Below are 16,590 nucleotides of genomic sequence, written 5' to 3'. Positions count from 1 at the left end.
AAAACCTCCTTGGTTTCCCAAAAATCCCTCGGTACGCCTCTTGACTAGGGTGTTACCGGTCTGTAACGTCACGAATGTTACTTACTGGTAACACCTATGTCGCCCTCCGTCAATCACAAGACCGTGAACTGGTCCTGCCAGATCGAGAGGGACCTCAGCGAGATGGGCGAACAATTGCAGTTCATGCGGCCTCGGCCGGTGAAGAGATGAAAACGGTTCGTGAGCATGGGCTGCGAACTGACAGACAAGGAGCCGGCCAATGCCACAGCGCCGCGATCTTACCATAGATGAAGCCGTCCGGGATCCGATGATCCGGCTGGTTATGAAAGCAGATGGCGTCGACCCGCGCGCCTTCGAAAGGATGCTGCGCTCGCTCGCCGATGCGCAGCACAGCGAGATGCCGTTGCTGCGTTCGCTGGGAGAGCCCGGTGACGGGCGCGGCCAAAGGCTGTCCAAGGTTGCCAGCGCGTTCGGCAAGGCAAGAGCGGCCGGGGAGGCGTGTGTTTCGTGGTAAACTTTTTCATCCATCGTCCGATCTTCGCCTCGGCGATCGCCATCATCATGGTGCTCGCCGGGACGATTTGTTATTTCCTGCTGCCCGTCTCGCAGTTTCCCGACATCACACCGCCTCAGGTCGTGGTCAGCGCCCATTATCCGGGCGCCAGCGCCCAGGTGGTGGCCGACACCGTGACGACGCCGCTGGAGCAGCAGATCAACGGCGTGCAAGGCATGACCTACATGTCGTCGACGAGTTCCAATGACGGCTCCTCGACCATCACCATCACCTTCGATGTCGGCTACTCGCTCAGCACCGCCGCCGTCGACGTCCAGAACCGCGTCTCGCAAGCGGCCTCGTCGCTGCCGGCGATCGTCAATCAGGGCGGCGTGACGATCAAGAAACAGAATCCGAACTTCGTCCTCATCGTCAACCTGACCTCACCCGACAGTTCGGTCGATCCAGTGGCGCTGAGCAACCTTGCCTATCTGCAGGTGGTCGATCCGCTGAAGCGGCTGCCCGGTGTGGGCGACGTGCAGATCTTCGGCGAGCGGCGCTATTCGATGCGCGTCTGGCTCGATCCGGACAAGCTCGCCAATCTCGGCATCACCGCTGTCGACGTCCAGAACGCGATTGCCGAGCAGAACGTCCAGGTGGCGGCCGGCAAGATCGGCCAGTCGCCGGCCCCGGCCGGCACCGCCTTCGAGATGCAGGTCAACGCCGTCGGCCGCTTGAGCGATCCCAAGGAGTTCGGCGACATCGTCGTGCGCGCCAACACCGACACCGGGTCGCTGGTGCGGCTGCGCGACGTCGCCCGCATCGAGCTTGGCGCGTTGCAATATTCATCGTCGGCCTTCTTCGGCAAGGATCCGACCGTGGTGCTCGCCGTCTACCAGATGCCCGGCTCCAACGCGCTCGATCTGCAGCAGCGCGTCAAGGACAAGATGCAGGAACTGTCGGCCCGTTTCCCGAAGGGCGTCTCCTATGCGATGCACTATGACACGACCCGCTTCGTCTCGGCGTCGATGCATGACGTGCTGATCACTCTCGGTGAAGCGCTGGTCCTTGTCGTCGCCGTGGTGTTCATCTTCCTGCAGAGCTGGCGCACGACGATCATCCCGACCATCGCCATTCCGGTGTCGCTGGTGGCGACGCTCGTCGTCATGGAGATGCTCGGCTTCTCGCTCAACATGCTGAGCCTGCTCGGCATGGTGCTGGCGATCGGCCTGGTGGTCGACGATGCCATCGTGGTGGTCGAGAACGTCGAACGACAGTTGGAGGCCGGGCTCAAGCCACTGGCGGCGACCAAGGCCGCGATGGCCGAGGTCACCGGTCCGATCATCGCCACCACCGCCGTGCTGATGGCGGTGTTCGTGCCGGTCGCCTTCATTCCCGGCGTCTCTGGCAAGCTCTACAACCAGTTTGCGCTGACGGTGGCGATCTCGGTCGGCATCTCCGCCTTCAATTCGCTGACGCTGAGCCCCGCGCTCAGTGCCGCTTTCCTGCGGCATCGCGAGCCAACGCAGTTCGTGCTGTTCCGCTGGTTCAACACAGGCTTCGACCGGCTGTCGCATGCGTATGCCCACGGCGTGCGCATTCTAATCCGCTTGCGCTGGATCATGCTTGGCCTGTTTGCAGCCGGACTTGTCGCCACCTACTTCGTCTGGCAGCGCCTGCCCTCGACGTTCCTTCCGGTTGAGGACCAGGGCTACTTCTTCGTCGTCATCCAGCTGCCCGACGGCGCTTCACTAGAGCGCACCGACGCGGTGGCGCAAAAGGCGCGCGACATCTTGCAGGCGACGCCCGGCGTCGACATCGTCGGTTCGATCAGCGGCCTGAACTTCCTGACCAGTGCGGCGCAGTCGAACTCGGCGGTCGAATTCGCCATCCTGAAGCCCTGGGAGGAACGCAGTCCCGACCAGAGCGCGTCGAAGCTCGTCGCCGATGTGCGCGGCAAGCTGCTGCAGATTCCGGAAGCCTTCGCGTTGAGCTTCGATCCGCCCTCGATCCCCGGTATCGGGACCACGGGCGGCTTCGAATTCGTCGTCGAGGATCTCACCGGCCGCGGCAGTTCAGCCCTCAACGACGCGACGCAAGCCGTGATCGCCGAGGCGCGCAAACAGCCCGAGATCAATCCGCAGCAGCTGTTCTCGCCGTTCTCGACCTCGACGCCGCAGTTCAACTACGACCTCGACCGCAGCAAGGCGAAACTGCTCGGCCTCAACCTGCCGGACGTCTTCAACACGCTGCAGATCTATCTCGGTTCGCTCTACGTGAATGACTTCAACCTGTTCGGCCGCACCTTCCGGGTGACCATCCAGGCCGACAAGGATGCACGTGCGGGCGCGGCGGACATTTCCAGGCTCTATGTGCGCAATGCCTCCGGCGGCATGGTGCCGTTGAGCACACTGGGCAAGCTCGTGCCGTTCGTCGGCCCGGAAACCGTGCCACACTACAACAACAACGCCTCGGCCTCGATCAATGGCGGTGCCGCACCGGGCTTCTCCTCGGGCCAGGCGGTTGCTGCTATGGAACGGGCCGCCGCCACGGCACTGCCCAGGGATTTCGGTTTCGAATGGACCGGCATCACCTTCCAGGAACTCAAGGCAGGATCGATCGCGTCCGTCGTCTTCGGCCTCGCCATCGTCTTCGTCTTCCTGATCCTGGCGGCGCAGTATGAGAGCTGGGCGATGCCGTTCATGGTGCTGCTGGCGGTGCCGCTCGCACTGTTCGGCGCGTTCGCAGTGCTGTGGGCACGTGGCATGCAGATCGACGTCTACTCGCAGATCGGCTTCGTCATGCTGATCGGCCTGGCGGCCAAGAACGCCATCCTGATCGTCGAGTTCGCCAGGAGACGACGCGAGGAAGGCCTCAGCATCGTCGACGCGGCGATGGAGGCGGCACGGCTGCGGCTGCGGCCGATCCTGATGACGGCTTTCGCCTTCATCCTCGGCGTGCTGCCGCTGATGTTCGCCACCGGCGCCGGTGCCGCAAGCCGTCAGTCGATCGGCACCACCGTCTTTGGCGGCATGGTGGCGGCCACCATCCTGTCGCTGGTGTTCGTACCGGTCTTCTACGCGGTCATCGAACAGCTGCGCGAACGCGGCGGCAATGACGAGCCCGCCGCTGACGAACATACTGAACCAACTGCCGAAACCGCCTTCCCTCCCCTGGCGGAAGCGGCCGAATAAGATTGGAGACTAATCATGCGTAAATGGAAAATCGCGTTGGGAACGGCTGTCGCGCTGGGAGCGATCTCGGTGGCCAGCGTCCACCTGCTCGACATGGGCAACGTCAGCCTCAATGCCGGCACCGCTGGTGCGGCGCCCGCCCCGGCGGCGTTCGTCATGCCGGTGCCGGTGGTCAGCGTCGTCAAGAAGACGATCCCGATCTACCTCGACTACGCCGCGCGGACGGAGCCGATCCGCAGCATCACCTTGCAGGCCAGGATTCCGGGCTATCTGCAGGAGCAGGCCGCTGCCGACGGTGTCGACGTCCGCCAGGGCGATCTGCTCTACAAGATCTCGCCTGATGACTTCCAGGCGGCTCTCGACCAGGCGAAGGCGCAGGTGCAGCGTGACACCGCAACGCTCGACTATGCCCAGTCCAATCTCGGGCGCGGCACCGAGCTTGCGAAGAGCGGTTATCTCGCCAAGGACGGGTTCGACCAGCGCACCAGCACTTTGCGCGAAGCACAGGCGTCGCTGGCGCTCAACCAGGCGGCGGTCCGCACGGCCGAGCTCAATTTGAGCTATGCCGAAATCCGCGCGCCGTTTGCCGGACGCCTGGGTCGCAACCAGGCCTCGGTCGGAACGCTGGTCAGCGTTGCCGGCACCGTGCTCAACACGCTGGTGCAGCTCGATCCAATCTACGTCACCTTCAATCCGAGCGAGACGGACCTGGCTGAGATCGAACAGGCTCGCGCCGCGGGTCCGATCGAAGTCGAGGTCCTGCTTCCCGGCGAGACCGAGGCCAGCCAGAAGGGCGAACTCACCTTCATCGACAATACGGTGGACCGTTCGACCGGCACCATCACGGCGCGGGCAACGATCGGCAACGGCAAGTTCACGCTGCTACCGGGCCAATATGTACGCGTCCGGCTGCATGTGAAGCAGCAGGCCGATGCGCTGATGGTGCCGCAGACGGCGCTGGGCTCGAGCCAGCTCGGCAAATATCTCTACGTCGTCGGCAAGGGCAACACGGTCGACCAGCGGCTGGTTTCGCTTGGCCCGACCAGCGGCAGCCAGGTGGCGATCCTGACCGGCGTTGCCGAAGGCGATCAGGTGATAACAGGCAATCTGCAGAAGATCGGACCCGGAATGCCGATTTCTCCGCTGCCGGAAAAGCCGGCCACCTGAACACCCCCGTCAGGTCCGGCCTCAGCGCGGCGCCCCGACCTTCCCATAGGTCGCGGGCGCCGCTTTCGTGAGCAGCTCCACCAGGCCCGCGACATCGGCACGATCAGCCTTGGCCGGCGGCATGAACGCGCAGTAAGGATGCCCGAGGCGAACCGAGACGGATGAGAGCGCAATCAGCCGCCCCGCCTCAAGGTCGGCGCGCGCCATGACCCGCTGACCAAGCGCAATGCCGAGACCCAGCCTCGCCGAGGCGATTGCCAGGCTGGACAGGCCGACGCGCCGCCCATGCGACGGGTCGGGCGCGCGACTGCCGCCGGATGCCGCGAACCAATCGGCCCAGGTCGGGTGCGAGGCATAGTTCGGCCCCCAATTGGTGTGGATGAACAGGCTTTCATGAAGGTCCGCCAGACCCGGATCGCCATTGCCGTGCCTGCGCCAGAATTCGGGCGCGCAGACCGGCAAGACATCATCGTGGACAAGTCGGACGAGCTTCAAACCGGGATAGTGATAGTCGCCGTAGCTGATGCGCAGGTCGATGTTCTGGCGCATCAGGTCGACCGGATCGTCCTCGACCCGGACATCGATCGCCATCTGCGGGAAGGCATCGAGAAGCACGGCGAGCTTCGGCGCCAGCCACAGTTCGGCCAGCGAAAACGGCACGCTGACGACAAGGCGCGTCCGCAAGCCGCCTTCCAGCATCCGCCGGCCGATCGCCGCGATGTCGCCCAGCGCCCGTGCGGTTTGCGGATAGATGGCGTGGCCGGCGTCGGTCAGCGCGATGCGGTTGCCGCTGCGCACGAACAGTTGCTTGCCGAACCAGGTTTCGAGGTTGCGTATCTGCTGGCTCACCGCCGCCGACGACACGCCAAGCTCGGTCGCAGCCAGGGTAAAGCTGCCGGCGCGCGCCGCGACCTCGAAGGCCTTGATCGCATTCAGCGGAGGCAGACGTTCCACATCGATCTTCCCAAAGTTTTTCTTGGCCAATCCTAATTATTTTCCGTGTTGAGAGAAAGATTTTTTTGCCGTCTCATAAGGCTCACAACCTCGGAGCCCATGACCATGAAAGACATCCTCGATCTCGACCGCTATCCGCTCGACCGCGAAGGCAGCGCCGAATGGCAGCGCCTCGTCGACCAATCTGTCGCCGCACTCGAAGCCGACGGCATGTTCAACCTCGAGGGGTTTGTGCGGCCCGGCATCGCTGAAAAGGCCGTGCGGGAAATCCAGCCGGTCATGGCTGCGCGCTCGCACGTGCACAAGCGGATGCACAACATCTACTTCAAGCCCGACATTCCCGAGCTTGCGCCTGACCATCCGGCGTTGCGCAAGGTCGAGACCATCAGCCACACCGTCTGTGCGGACCAGATCCCCGGCAGCGTCGTGCTCGGCATCTACGAATATGAACCGCTGCTGCGCTTCCTGGCGGCGGCGATGGGCAAGTCCAAACTGCATGTCATGCAGGATCCGCTGGCGCGCACCAACGTGATGGCCTATCGCGCCGGCGAGGCGCTCAACTGGCATTTCGATCGTTCGGAATTCACCACAACCCTCCTGCTGCAGCAGTCGCAACGGGGCGGCGACCTCGAATACCGGACGGACCTGCGGTCGGACGACAATCCGAACTATGACGGCGTCGCCAGACTGCTCGAAGGGCGCGACCCCGAAGCCAAGATCCTGCGCATGAGGCCCGGCACGCTCAACGTCTTTCGCGGCAAGAACACCGCACATCGCGTCACCACCGTCGAAGGCGAACGCGAGCGCATGATCGCGGTGTTCTCCTACTACGAGAAGCCAGGTGTGGTGTTCAGCGCCGAAGAACGGGTCGGCTTCTACGGCCGCGCGGCCTGAGGCCAAAGAGGTAGATATGCCCGCGGTGCACAAGAATCCGAAATTGACCTCTTGTTAGATTGTCGACAATCTGATTGTCTTGCTCTCGGTTTCCTTGGGAGCGGCCGAATGGCTAAAGTGGATTTCAGTCCGATCGCGGATACGACGCGGCGCGCCGAGATCGTCGCGCTGCTGCGGCGCGCGATCCTGACCGGCCAGTTGGAACCAGGCCAGAAACTCAACGAGCTCCGTATCTCCGAACAGATGCGGGTCAGCCGCGCGCCACTGCGCGAGGCGATGCGTGAGCTGGTGCAGGAGGGCATCCTGACCAGCATTCCCTATGCCGGCACTTTCGTCGTCGACGTCACCGCCAAGGATATCGACGATGCCTATTCGCTCAACAAGGTGCTCGACGAATTCGCCATCGAGCGCACCTGGCCGCTGCGCGACCAGCGCTTCTTCGATGAGCTTGACCAGCGCCACGAGGCGGTGAAACAGGCGACCCGCAACCGCGACACCACCCGCCAGATCGAAACGGCGCTGCAACTGCATGGCCTGATCTACGAATGGGCCGACAATTCGGTGCTGCTGGAAACCTGGCAACGGCTGACCAGCCGGCTGCAGATGTATTTCGCCCTGCACCAGCAGGCCCGCAACGAAGCAGTGCCGGCTGAAGACGTTCACGAGACCTATGTGTCACTGCTCAAAGGTGCCGACATGCGCGCTGCCCAGCGCCATGCCCGCGAGCATATCGACCTCGATTTCGAGGAGCTTCTTTCCTACGCGCGCGATCTCGAACAGCGCCCGTCGAAAGGCGCCTGACCCGTTCCTCACCACCGCAGACAATGGACAGACACGTGCAGATCGAAACCATCAAGGCCTACCATGTCGTGCAGCCCTTCGTGGATGGGCCCTACCGCATGTCGAAAGGACGCGTTGCCGACGCCTTCGACGCGGTGATCGTCGCCATCACCTCGGACAGCGGGATCACCGGCTGGGGCGAGATGGCGCCGCTCGGCAATTTCTACTCGCCCGCCTTCGCGGCCGGCGTTCGAGCCGGCGTGGTCGAGATCGCGCCGCATCTCATCGGCCATGATCCGCGTGGGCTGGCCGGCATCGGCCGGCTGATGGATACGGTGTTCAAGGGGCATCCTTACATCAAGTCGGCGCTCGACATGGCCTGCTGGGACCTTGCCGCGCGTGCCGCCGACGTGCCGCTGGTGACGCTGCTCGGCGGCCGGGAGAGCGAGACGGCGGAGCTCTACAAGGTCGTCACCCACGGCAGCGTCGAGGCCATGGCGGCGCTGGCCAAACGCATCGTCAAGGATGGCTTCCACCGGCTGCAGGTCAAGGTCGGCGGCAATGTCCATGACGACATCGAGCGCGTCACCGCGGTCGCCGCTTCGGTGCCGAAGGGCACGGTGATCTTCTGCGATGCCAATGCCGGCTGGACGCCCTACCAGGCGCGCCAGTTCGCCGACGCGACGCGGGCCATCGACTACACCTTCGAGCAGCCCTGCACGACGATCGACGAATGCATGTCGGTGCGTCGTTCGCTCGACAAGCCGATGGTGCTCGACGAATCCGTCGCCTCGCTCGACGACATGCTCGACATTCATCGCAAGGGTGCCGCCGACGGGCTGACTTTGAAGATCTCGCGGCTTGGCGGCGTGACGAAGACGCGGCAGGTCCGCGATCTCGCCGTCGACCTCGGCTTCATGATCACCGTCGAGGACACTGGCGGCGCCGAGATCGACACCGCGGCGATGGCGCATCTGTCGCTGTCGACACCTGAAGAACGCCGCCTGCACGCGATCGCCTTCCACGAATGGGTGACGGTGCGCACGGCGTCGAACAAGCCGCCGGTCACCGGCAGCCGCATGGGCATTCCGGATGGACCGGGCCTCGGCATCGACGTGGTTCCCGACCTGCTTGGCGCGCCGTTCTTCGAAAATCGGTGGCTGAGATGAAAATCCGCGGCATCAAGGCCACGCCGATCAACCTTCGCCTCGAGGCGCCCTACTCCTGGGTGTTCGGCGAACTCGATGGGTTCTCGCCGACCATCGTCGAGGTCGAGACCGAGGATGGGCTGATCGGCCTCGGCGAGGCGCCGACGCCGGCGGCCGCCGCGATCATCAATGATGTCCTGGCGCCGCGCCTCGTCGGCCGCGATGCCTTCGACATCGCCGGCGCCGAGAATGTCTGCCTGCCCTACTGGACCGGCGTGCAGTCGATCAACGACCGCACCCGCATTATGGCCTTCGGCGCCATCGAGATGGCGTTCTGGGACCTGCGCGGCAAGGCGTGGAACCAGCCGCTCTACCAGTTGCTCGGCGGCGCCGTGCGCAAGGACATCCCGTTCACCGACTATTTTTCGCTGCGCGGCGACGGACCAAAGATCAAGGGCGAGACGACGCCGGAAGAAGTCGCCGATTACTGCGTCGAGCTGCACGAGACCCATGGGACAACCTTCTTCGAAGGCAAGTTCTCGACGCAGGATCCAAAAGTCTCGCTGAAAATGGTCCAGCTGATCCGCGAAAGACTTGGCGACGATGCAATGATCCGCATCGATTCCAACCAGGCCTATTCGCTGGCGACGGCGCGTCGGCTGGCACGACCGCTGGAGGAACTCGGCGTGCGCAATTGGGAGGATCCGGTGGCGACCATCGAGGAGATGCGCGAACTGCGGCGCCACTGTTCGATCCCGTTCTCGACCCACAACATCGACATTGCGCGCGCCATGGACATGAAGGTGCCGGACGCTTTCGTCGGCAACCCGACGACGCATGGCGGCATCGGCCGCATGCTGCGCTTCGTCGGTGCCTGCGAACATGCCGGCATCGATTTCTGGTGCTACAGCGGCGACAGCGGCATCGGCAGCGCGGCCTATCTGCATTTGTGCGCGGCGCTCGGATGGATCAGGGAGCCCAACCAGTCGCTGTTTCGCATGCTGCCGATGGATGTCACCAAGGAAGGGCCGTTTTCGCCGAAGAACAACGTCGTGCGCGTCCCGGAAGGCCCCGGTCTCGGCGTCACGTTGTCACGGGAAAACCTCGCTGCCTGTCACAGAGACTTTATCGAGAACGGACCGTGCAACAAGTATCATGACCCGGCAAAGCCCGGAACCTATCGCCGTTTGCCGCTGAACTAGATGACGGGCAAGCGGCCAAGAAACGAGAAGCCAACCACCGCGACTTCGGTCGGGAAGGTTGGACAAAGACGGGTGAAAGCAGTGCAGCCAGCAATCCGGCATCCACTCCAAGGACTGGATGGACCGGACAGAATCGCATGCTACAGTCCCGGTCACGGGCTATTCTGGCGGCCGCAAAATGGAGCTATCCGCAAAAATTCGTCAACCATAAGAACATAGGGGAAAGGGTAAAAACCATGAGCAAGAATTATCACATTCTCGACCTGATCCGGCGCAACCGTTCGCCGCTTGAAAACCACCTGATCGATGGCCTCGTCGACGGCAGGGTCAGCCGCCGCGACTTCATCCGTCACGGCAGCCTGCTCGGCCTGTCGCTGCCGCTGCTTGGCCGCATCGGCGCAGCCGCCGGCCTCGGCGGCATACCGTCGCTGGCGCGCGCCCAGGGCGCGCCCGGCGCCACCATCCGCATCGCCAGCAGCGTGCCGGCGGCAACGATCGACCCAGTTACCATCGCGGACGCCGGCGGCCTGCTGATCATGCAGCAGGTCGCCGAGTTCCTCTGCATCGACGGACCCGACCTCGTGCTGCAGCCAGCGCTGGCCGAAAGCTGGAAGCCGAACGACAACGGCACGGTGTGGACCTTCAAGCTCCGCAAGGGCGTGAAATTCCACAGCGGCGGCGAGATGAAGGCCGACGACGTCGTGGCCAGCATCGACCGCCTTGCCGACCCGGCAAACTCGTCCAACGCGCTGTCGGTGTTCAACGGCATCCTGCAGAAGGGCGCCAGCAAGAAGGTCGACGACTACACGGTGGAGTTCCACCTCGACGCGCCGAATGGCAACTTCCCCTACATGCTGTCGTCCGACAACTACAACGCCGTCATCATCCCGGCGAGCTACAAGGGCGAGTACGAGAAGAGCTTCGACGGCACCGGGCCGTTCAAGATCGAGAAATACACGGCAAAGGTCGGCGCCTCCTTCGTCCGCAACGAAGACTATTGGGGCACCAAGGCATTGCCGGAGCGCACCGAGTTCACCTTCTTCACCGACACGCAGCCGCAAATCCTGGCACTGCAGGGCGGACAGGTCGACATCATCAACCAGTTGCCGGTGCTGTCCGGTGTCGCGCTGCTGAACGATCCGAATGTCGACATCATCAGCCTGAAGTCGGTCGCTCACCAGCAACTGCATATGCGCTGCGATTCCGACCCGTTTAAGGACCCGCGCGTGCGCCGCGCCATCGCACTCAGCCTCGACCGTGAGAAGCTGGTTGCCGGCCTGATGAAAGGTCGGGCTTCGCCAGGCAATGACAGCCCGTTCGCCCCGGCCTACCCATCGACCGATACGAGCGTGCCGCAGCGCAAGCAGGATATCGCGCAGGCCAAGCAGCTGATGGAAGCGGCAGGCGCCGGCAAGGGCTTTAAGGTGACGCTGACCACCGAGCGTTATCTGGAAATCCCCGAATACGCCCAGCTTATCCAGAACTGGGTCAAGGAGATCGGCATCGAGCTGGAGCTCAATATCCTCGACCAGGGCGGCTACTACGGAGATGCGGTGTTCGGCAAGTCGAACTGGCTGGATTCGGTGATGGGCATCACCGACTATGGCCATCGCGGGGTGCCGAATGTCTATCTTGCAGCGCCGCTGAAGGGCGACGGCACCTGGAACGCCGCGCATTTCAAGAACAAGGACTACGACACGCTGGCGACCAGCTACATCGCCGCACTCGACCTCGAGGCGCAGAAGGCGACGGCAGGCAAGATCCAGAACCTGCTGCTTGAAGAAACGCCCGTGATCTTCGGCTATTTCTACGACTATCTGACAGCGACGGCGAAAGGCGTGGCCGGCGTGCAGCCGACTGCAATGTCGCAGCTGTTCCTCGACAAGGCATCGAAGGCCTGAACGGAAAGGGAAAGCCAATCCTGTAACAGCCAGCTCCCCCACGGGGGGCTGGCTCCACAAGGAGTCTTAGCCATTCTCTCCTTCCTTGCCCGGCGTGTCTCGCTGTCGCTGGTGACGTTGTTCCTGCTCAGCATCATGGTGTTCCTTGGCGGCCAGGTGCTGCCTGGCAATGTCGGGCGCGCCATATTGGGCCCGTTCGCCGACCAGCGTGCCGTCGATGCGCTCAATCACACGCTCGGTGTCGATCGCCCGCTGCTGGTGCAGTACTGGGGCTGGATCTCGAACTTCGTCCAGGGCGACATGGGCACCTCCTACATCTTCCGCTCGCCGGTCGCGCCCTTCGTCATCGATGCGCTCGGCAATTCGATGAAGCTCGCGGCGGTCGCCTTCGTGCTGGTGGTGCCGATCGGCATCCTCGGCGGCGTCGTTGCCGCGCTCAACCTCAACCGGCCGCTCGACCGCATCATCAGCCTTGGCGGCCTGTCGGTGACGGTGCTGCCCGAATTCGTCACCGGCATCATCCTGATCCTAATTTTCGGCGTCTGGCTGCGCTGGCTGCCGATATCGGCCGCCTGGCCGCGCAATGCCGGCTTCTTCACCCAGCTCTATTACCTGATCCTGCCTTCGCTGCCGCTGTTCCTGGTGCTGTTCGGCTACATCGCCCGCATGGCGCGTTCCGGCATGATCGAGGCGCTCGATTCCGACTACACACGAACAGCCGTGCTCAAGGGCCTGCCATGGCGCACGGTGATCTGGCGGCATGTGCTGCGCAACGCCCTGCTGCCGACCATCACCGTCATCGCGACGCAGACCGGCTATCTGATCGGCGGCCTCGTCGTGATCGAGACGCTGTTCCGCTACCAGGGCATCGGCTCGCTGATCTTCACCGCGGCGCGCGGCAAGGATTTCCCGATGCTGGAATCGGGAATTCTCACCATCGGCATCGTCTATGCCGTGGCGACGCTCGTCGCTGACTTCCTCTATTCCGTGCTCAATCCGCGCATCAGGCTGGGGTCAGATCAATGAGCGCTGTCCAGACCACCTCCCCCACATCAGACGACACGCGCAGGCGCGGCCCGCTGGCGGAGGTGCTGTTGTCGCTGCTGCGCTCCGGCACCTTCCTGACCGGTTTCGCCATCGTGATGTTCTGGGTTGCCTGCGCGCTGTTCGGCGAGCATTTCGCGCCTTACGACCCGCTTGCCGACGACATCATCAACGCGCTGGCGCCGCCTTCTGCCGAACACTGGTTCGGCACCGACCAGATCGGCCGCGACGTCTTCTCGCGCGTCATCGTCGGCTCGCGCGACATCCTGACCGTCGCCCCGCTGGCAACCTTGCTGGCGACAGTGGCGGGCACGGCGCTCGGCCTGCTCACCGGCTATTTTCGCGGCCTCGTCGACGATGTCGTCAGCCGCATCCTCGAAGCCTTCATGGCGATCCCGGTGGTCATCGTCGCGCTTTTGGCCATCGTTGCGCTCGGCACATCCAAGACGACGGTCATCGTCGTCATCGGCCTCAGCTTCGCGCCGATCATCGCGCGCACTGTGCGCTCCGCGGTGCTTGCCGAGCGAGAACTCGATTATGTCGCCGCCGCACAGCTTCGGCACGAAAGTGCTGCGCATACGATGTTCGTCGAGATCCTGCCCAACGTCATCCCACCGATCCTGGTCGAGACCACCGTACGGCTCGGCTATGCCATTTTCGCGGTCGCCACGCTCTCCTTCATGGGCTTCGGTATCCAGCCGCCCTCGCCCGACTGGGGGCTGTCGATCTCCAACAATTACGGCATGATCGGCGGCGGTTTCTGGTGGACGGTGCTGTTCGACGCACTCGCCATCGCCTCGCTGGTGATTGGCGTCAATCTGGTGGCAGACGGCGTTCACGGAGCGCTCAATGACTAGATCCGCCACGGCAGAAAACGCCCTCGAGCTCACCGACCTGTCGGTCGCCTACCGCGTTGCCGGCCGCAACCGCGCTGTGCTGCGCAACCTCAGCCTCAACATCGGCCAGGGCGAAGCCTACGGGCTCGTCGGCGAGTCTGGTTGCGGCAAATCCACGGTGGCGCTCACCGTCGTGCGCTATCTGCCGAGAAACGGTTCGATCACAGGCGGCGCGATCTCGCTCGACGGCCAGGACGTCATGAAGCTGGATGCCGAGGCGCTCCGGCGGGCGCGGGCCGAAAGCGTCTCCATGGTCTACCAGGATCCGGGCAAGGCGCTGAACCCGTCGATCCGCGTCGGCCGCCAGCTGACCGAAATCTTCGAGCTGGGCGGCATCACCGGACAGGCAGCCACCGACAAGGCAATCGCCATGCTGAACCGGGTGCGCATCTCCGACCCGGTCAGCGTCATGCAGCGCTATCCGCACCAGCTTTCCGGCGGCATGCAGCAGCGCGTGGCGATTGCCATGGCGCTGGCCAACGATCCGTCGATGCTGATCCTCGACGAGCCGACGACCGGCCTCGATGCCACGGTGGAAGCCGAAGTGCTCGACCTGATCGCGCAGCTCAGGCAGGAACTGTCGGCCTCGATCCTTTTTATCAGCCACAACCTCGCGGTCGTCTCCAACATGTGCGACCGGGTCGGTGTTCTCTATGCCGGCATGCTGGTCGAGGAAGGGCCGACCGAAGTCGTGTTCAACGATCCGCGCCATCCCTATACGGTGGCGCTGCTGCGCTGCCTGCCGCGCGGCGGCCAGCGCAAGGACCAGGGTCGGCTCGACACCATTCCGGGCTTCCTGCCCGGCATTGGTGCCGACATCAAGGGCTGTGCCTTCGCCGACCGTTGCGCGCTGGCCGACGACCGCTGCCGTAGCGAATTGCCGCCGCTCTACGATCTGGGCGGCCGGCTGTCGCGCTGCTTCTATCACGAGAAGGCGCAGGCGCTGCCGCGCGCAACCCCGAGCGATGTCGCGCCCACGCCAAAGGCGGCAGCCGTGCCGGTGCTGCGCGTCGCCGGGCTGAACAAGACCTATTCCAGCCATGGCCACGCGCTGCGCGCCGTGAAGGACGTTTCGCTCGATTTGCGCCCGGGCGAAACGCTTGGGCTGGTCGGCGAGTCCGGCAGCGGCAAGACGACCTTCGCCAGGCTGCTGCTCGGCCTGGTGCCGCCGGATGACGGCGGCACTATCGTGCTCGAAGGCAAGGCGCTGGCGCCACGGCTGGAAAACCGCAGCGACGACCAGATCAAGGCGATGCAGATCGTCTTCCAGAATCCGGACTCGGCACTCAACCGCTCGCACTCGATCCGGCACCTGATCGGCCGCGCACTGAAGCGCCTTGCCGGCTTGAGCGGCAAGGCGCTGGAAGCTCGCCTCAACGACCTTGTCCGTTCAGTCCGGTTGACCGACCGGCATCTTGCCGTCAAGCCACGCCAGCTCTCTGGCGGCCTGAAGCAGCGTGTCGCCATTGCGCGCGCCTTCGCCGGCGACCCGCGCATCGTGGTGTGCGACGAGCCGACCTCGGCGCTTGACGTGTCGGTGCAGGCGGCGATCCTCAACCTGCTCGCCGACCTGCAATCGAAGGAAGACGTCAGCTATATCTTCATTTCGCATGACCTTGCCGTGGTGCGTTACCTCTCGGACAAGATCGCCGTGCTCTATCTCGGCCGGATCATGGAACTCGGACCGTCGGAAGACGTCTTTTCCGGTCCGCATCATCCCTATACCGAAGCGCTGCTGTCGGCCGTACCCAAGCTCGATCAGACCGAGACAGCGCGCATTCGCCTCGACGGCGAAATCCCCAGCGCCACCAACCCGCCGTCGGGCTGCGTGTTCCACACACGCTGCCCGCGCAAGATCGGTGCTATCTGCGAGCAGCAGGAACCGCCGCTCAGCGAAGCGCAGCCTGGCCACTCGATCCGCTGCCATATCCCCTACGAGGAACTGGCACGGCTGCAGAAGGAAGTGATGACCGAGCCGGCATAGCGGGGATCACCATGCATACGGCCTGCCCCGTCACATCTGGCCGGTCATGCTGAAAGACCGGTCGCCTTCCGCAAAGCCCTGATCGCTGGTCCAGTCTCTGGCCAGCGTGCGCAGCCCGGTGAGCGCGACATCCAGGACATCCGACGAGACGGGATTGCTGGGATAGGCAAGGTAGATCGGGCGCTGGAATACCGGCGCGTTGTCGATGCGGCGCATTTCGCCGCGTTCGATATGAGTGCTGACGGCACTGAGCGGCAGATAGGCCGCCGCCTGCCGAGACAGCACATGCTGCAATCCGATGAAGACAAGGCCAGCCGAGATGGCCGGCTTGACCATGCCGGCAAAGGCGCGGTCGTGCTCGATGCGGAATTCCAGCCCCCAGTCCATGAGGATGTAGTTTTCGGTCCACGGTTTCGTCTGCGCTGCATGCTGAACAAGCACGACCTGGTCGACCGCCAACGTTTCGTAGACGATGCCGGGATGCGGGCGCGGCAGATAGAGGATGCAGATGTCGAGCAGGCCTTCCGCCAGCTGGTCGATCGCCAGATCCGGGAAACTGCCCTCGAGGCGCAGCGCCACGTTCGGCCGCCTGGCGCGCATCCACTCGACCCATGGCGAGGTGATGCGGTCCCACAGATAGGCGGGGGCGGTCAGCCGCAGCAGCGTCTCGTAGCCATCGGGAACGGCGATGTCCTGCCGCGATTGCTCCCAGGTGCGGGTGATGGAAGAGGCATGCGGCAGGAACTGGCGGCCGGCCGGCGTCAGCGTCACGCCATCGCGGTCGCGCACGAAAAGCCGGCGCCCCAACTGCTCCTCCAGTCCCCGGATCCGCGCGCTGACGGTGGACTGGGCGAGGTTGAGCCGGCTGGCCGCGACGGTGAAGCTGCCATGGGCGGCAACTTCGAGAAAGCTGCGCAGATTTTCAGTGTCCAT

Annotated in this window: 13 protein-coding genes; 11 read left to right on the top strand and 2 right to left on the bottom strand. The window is 64.0% G+C overall.

Annotated features, from left to right (window positions below):
* The first annotated feature begins 259 nt into the window (after positions 1 to 259).
* The 3 genes from AC0ZT5_RS01655 to AC0ZT5_RS01645 are packed head-to-tail and all read left to right on the top strand — an operon-like array spanning position 260 to position 4,854.
* Complete coding sequence (locus tag AC0ZT5_RS01655) at positions 260 to 514, top strand: hypothetical protein (protein ID WP_477225972.1); 255 nt, start codon at positions 260 to 262, stop codon at positions 512 to 514.
* Positions 508 to 3,687: an efflux RND transporter permease subunit gene (locus AC0ZT5_RS01650; RefSeq protein WP_477225971.1), complete on the top strand. Its 3,180-nt coding sequence runs from the start codon at positions 508 to 510 to the stop codon at positions 3,685 to 3,687. The genes AC0ZT5_RS01655 and AC0ZT5_RS01650 overlap by 7 nt, the downstream gene beginning before the upstream one ends.
* Positions 3,688 to 3,702: 15 nt before the next feature.
* Positions 3,703 to 4,854 (top strand): efflux RND transporter periplasmic adaptor subunit, encoded by a 1,152-nt coding sequence (locus AC0ZT5_RS01645; RefSeq protein ID WP_477225970.1) that lies wholly within the window; start codon positions 3,703 to 3,705, stop codon positions 4,852 to 4,854.
* Positions 4,855 to 4,875: 21 nt separating this feature from the next.
* Here AC0ZT5_RS01645 and AC0ZT5_RS01640 read toward each other — a convergent pair whose 3' ends face one another.
* Positions 4,876 to 5,808, bottom strand: a complete 933-nt coding sequence (locus AC0ZT5_RS01640) for a LysR substrate-binding domain-containing protein (RefSeq protein ID WP_488494999.1) — start codon at positions 5,806 to 5,808, stop codon at positions 4,876 to 4,878.
* Positions 5,809 to 5,907: 99 nt separating this feature from the next.
* On the opposite strand from AC0ZT5_RS01640, the gene AC0ZT5_RS01635 reads away from it, so the two are divergent.
* From AC0ZT5_RS01635 to AC0ZT5_RS01600, 8 genes are all read left to right on the top strand, one after another.
* Entirely contained in the window at positions 5,908 to 6,702 is a 795-nt protein-coding gene (locus AC0ZT5_RS01635) for a HalD/BesD family halogenase (protein ID WP_488494998.1), read from the top strand.
* A 108-nt stretch (positions 6,703 to 6,810) separates the two neighbouring features.
* Positions 6,811 to 7,503 (top strand): GntR family transcriptional regulator, encoded by a 693-nt coding sequence (locus AC0ZT5_RS01630; protein ID WP_477283824.1) that lies wholly within the window; start codon positions 6,811 to 6,813, stop codon positions 7,501 to 7,503.
* Between the two features lie 35 nt (positions 7,504 to 7,538).
* On the top strand, positions 7,539 to 8,651 hold the full coding sequence (locus AC0ZT5_RS01625) for a mandelate racemase/muconate lactonizing enzyme family protein (protein WP_488494997.1): 1,113 nt from the start codon (positions 7,539 to 7,541) through the stop codon (positions 8,649 to 8,651).
* Entirely contained in the window at positions 8,648 to 9,832 is a 1,185-nt protein-coding gene (locus AC0ZT5_RS01620; protein WP_488495272.1) for a mandelate racemase/muconate lactonizing enzyme family protein, read from the top strand. The genes AC0ZT5_RS01625 and AC0ZT5_RS01620 overlap by 4 nt, the downstream gene beginning before the upstream one ends.
* 236 nt (positions 9,833 to 10,068) lie before the next feature.
* Complete coding sequence (locus AC0ZT5_RS01615) at positions 10,069 to 11,733, top strand: ABC transporter substrate-binding protein (RefSeq protein WP_488494996.1); 1,665 nt, start codon at positions 10,069 to 10,071, stop codon at positions 11,731 to 11,733.
* A gap of 72 nt (positions 11,734 to 11,805) precedes the next feature.
* On the top strand, positions 11,806 to 12,759 hold the full coding sequence (locus tag AC0ZT5_RS01610; protein WP_478348929.1) for an ABC transporter permease: 954 nt from the start codon (positions 11,806 to 11,808) through the stop codon (positions 12,757 to 12,759).
* Positions 12,756 to 13,634 carry an ABC transporter permease gene (locus AC0ZT5_RS01605; protein ID WP_488494995.1) on the top strand — a complete coding sequence of 293 codons (879 nt, stop codon included), beginning with the start codon at positions 12,756 to 12,758 and terminating at the stop codon, positions 13,632 to 13,634. Before AC0ZT5_RS01610 ends, AC0ZT5_RS01605 begins: the two co-directional genes overlap by 4 nt.
* A complete protein-coding gene (locus tag AC0ZT5_RS01600) occupies positions 13,627 to 15,657 on the top strand; it encodes a dipeptide ABC transporter ATP-binding protein (protein WP_488494994.1) in 2,031 nt (676 codons plus the stop codon). Before AC0ZT5_RS01605 ends, AC0ZT5_RS01600 begins: the two co-directional genes overlap by 8 nt.
* Positions 15,658 to 15,687: 30 nt before the next feature.
* Here AC0ZT5_RS01600 and AC0ZT5_RS01595 read toward each other — a convergent pair whose 3' ends face one another.
* Positions 15,688 to 16,590, bottom strand: a complete 903-nt coding sequence (locus AC0ZT5_RS01595; RefSeq protein WP_488494993.1) for a LysR family transcriptional regulator — start codon at positions 16,588 to 16,590, stop codon at positions 15,688 to 15,690.

It is taken from the genome of Mesorhizobium sp. CNPSo 4670 (genome assembly GCF_057784235.1).
This window is presented reverse-complemented; position numbering and strand designations above follow the sequence as displayed.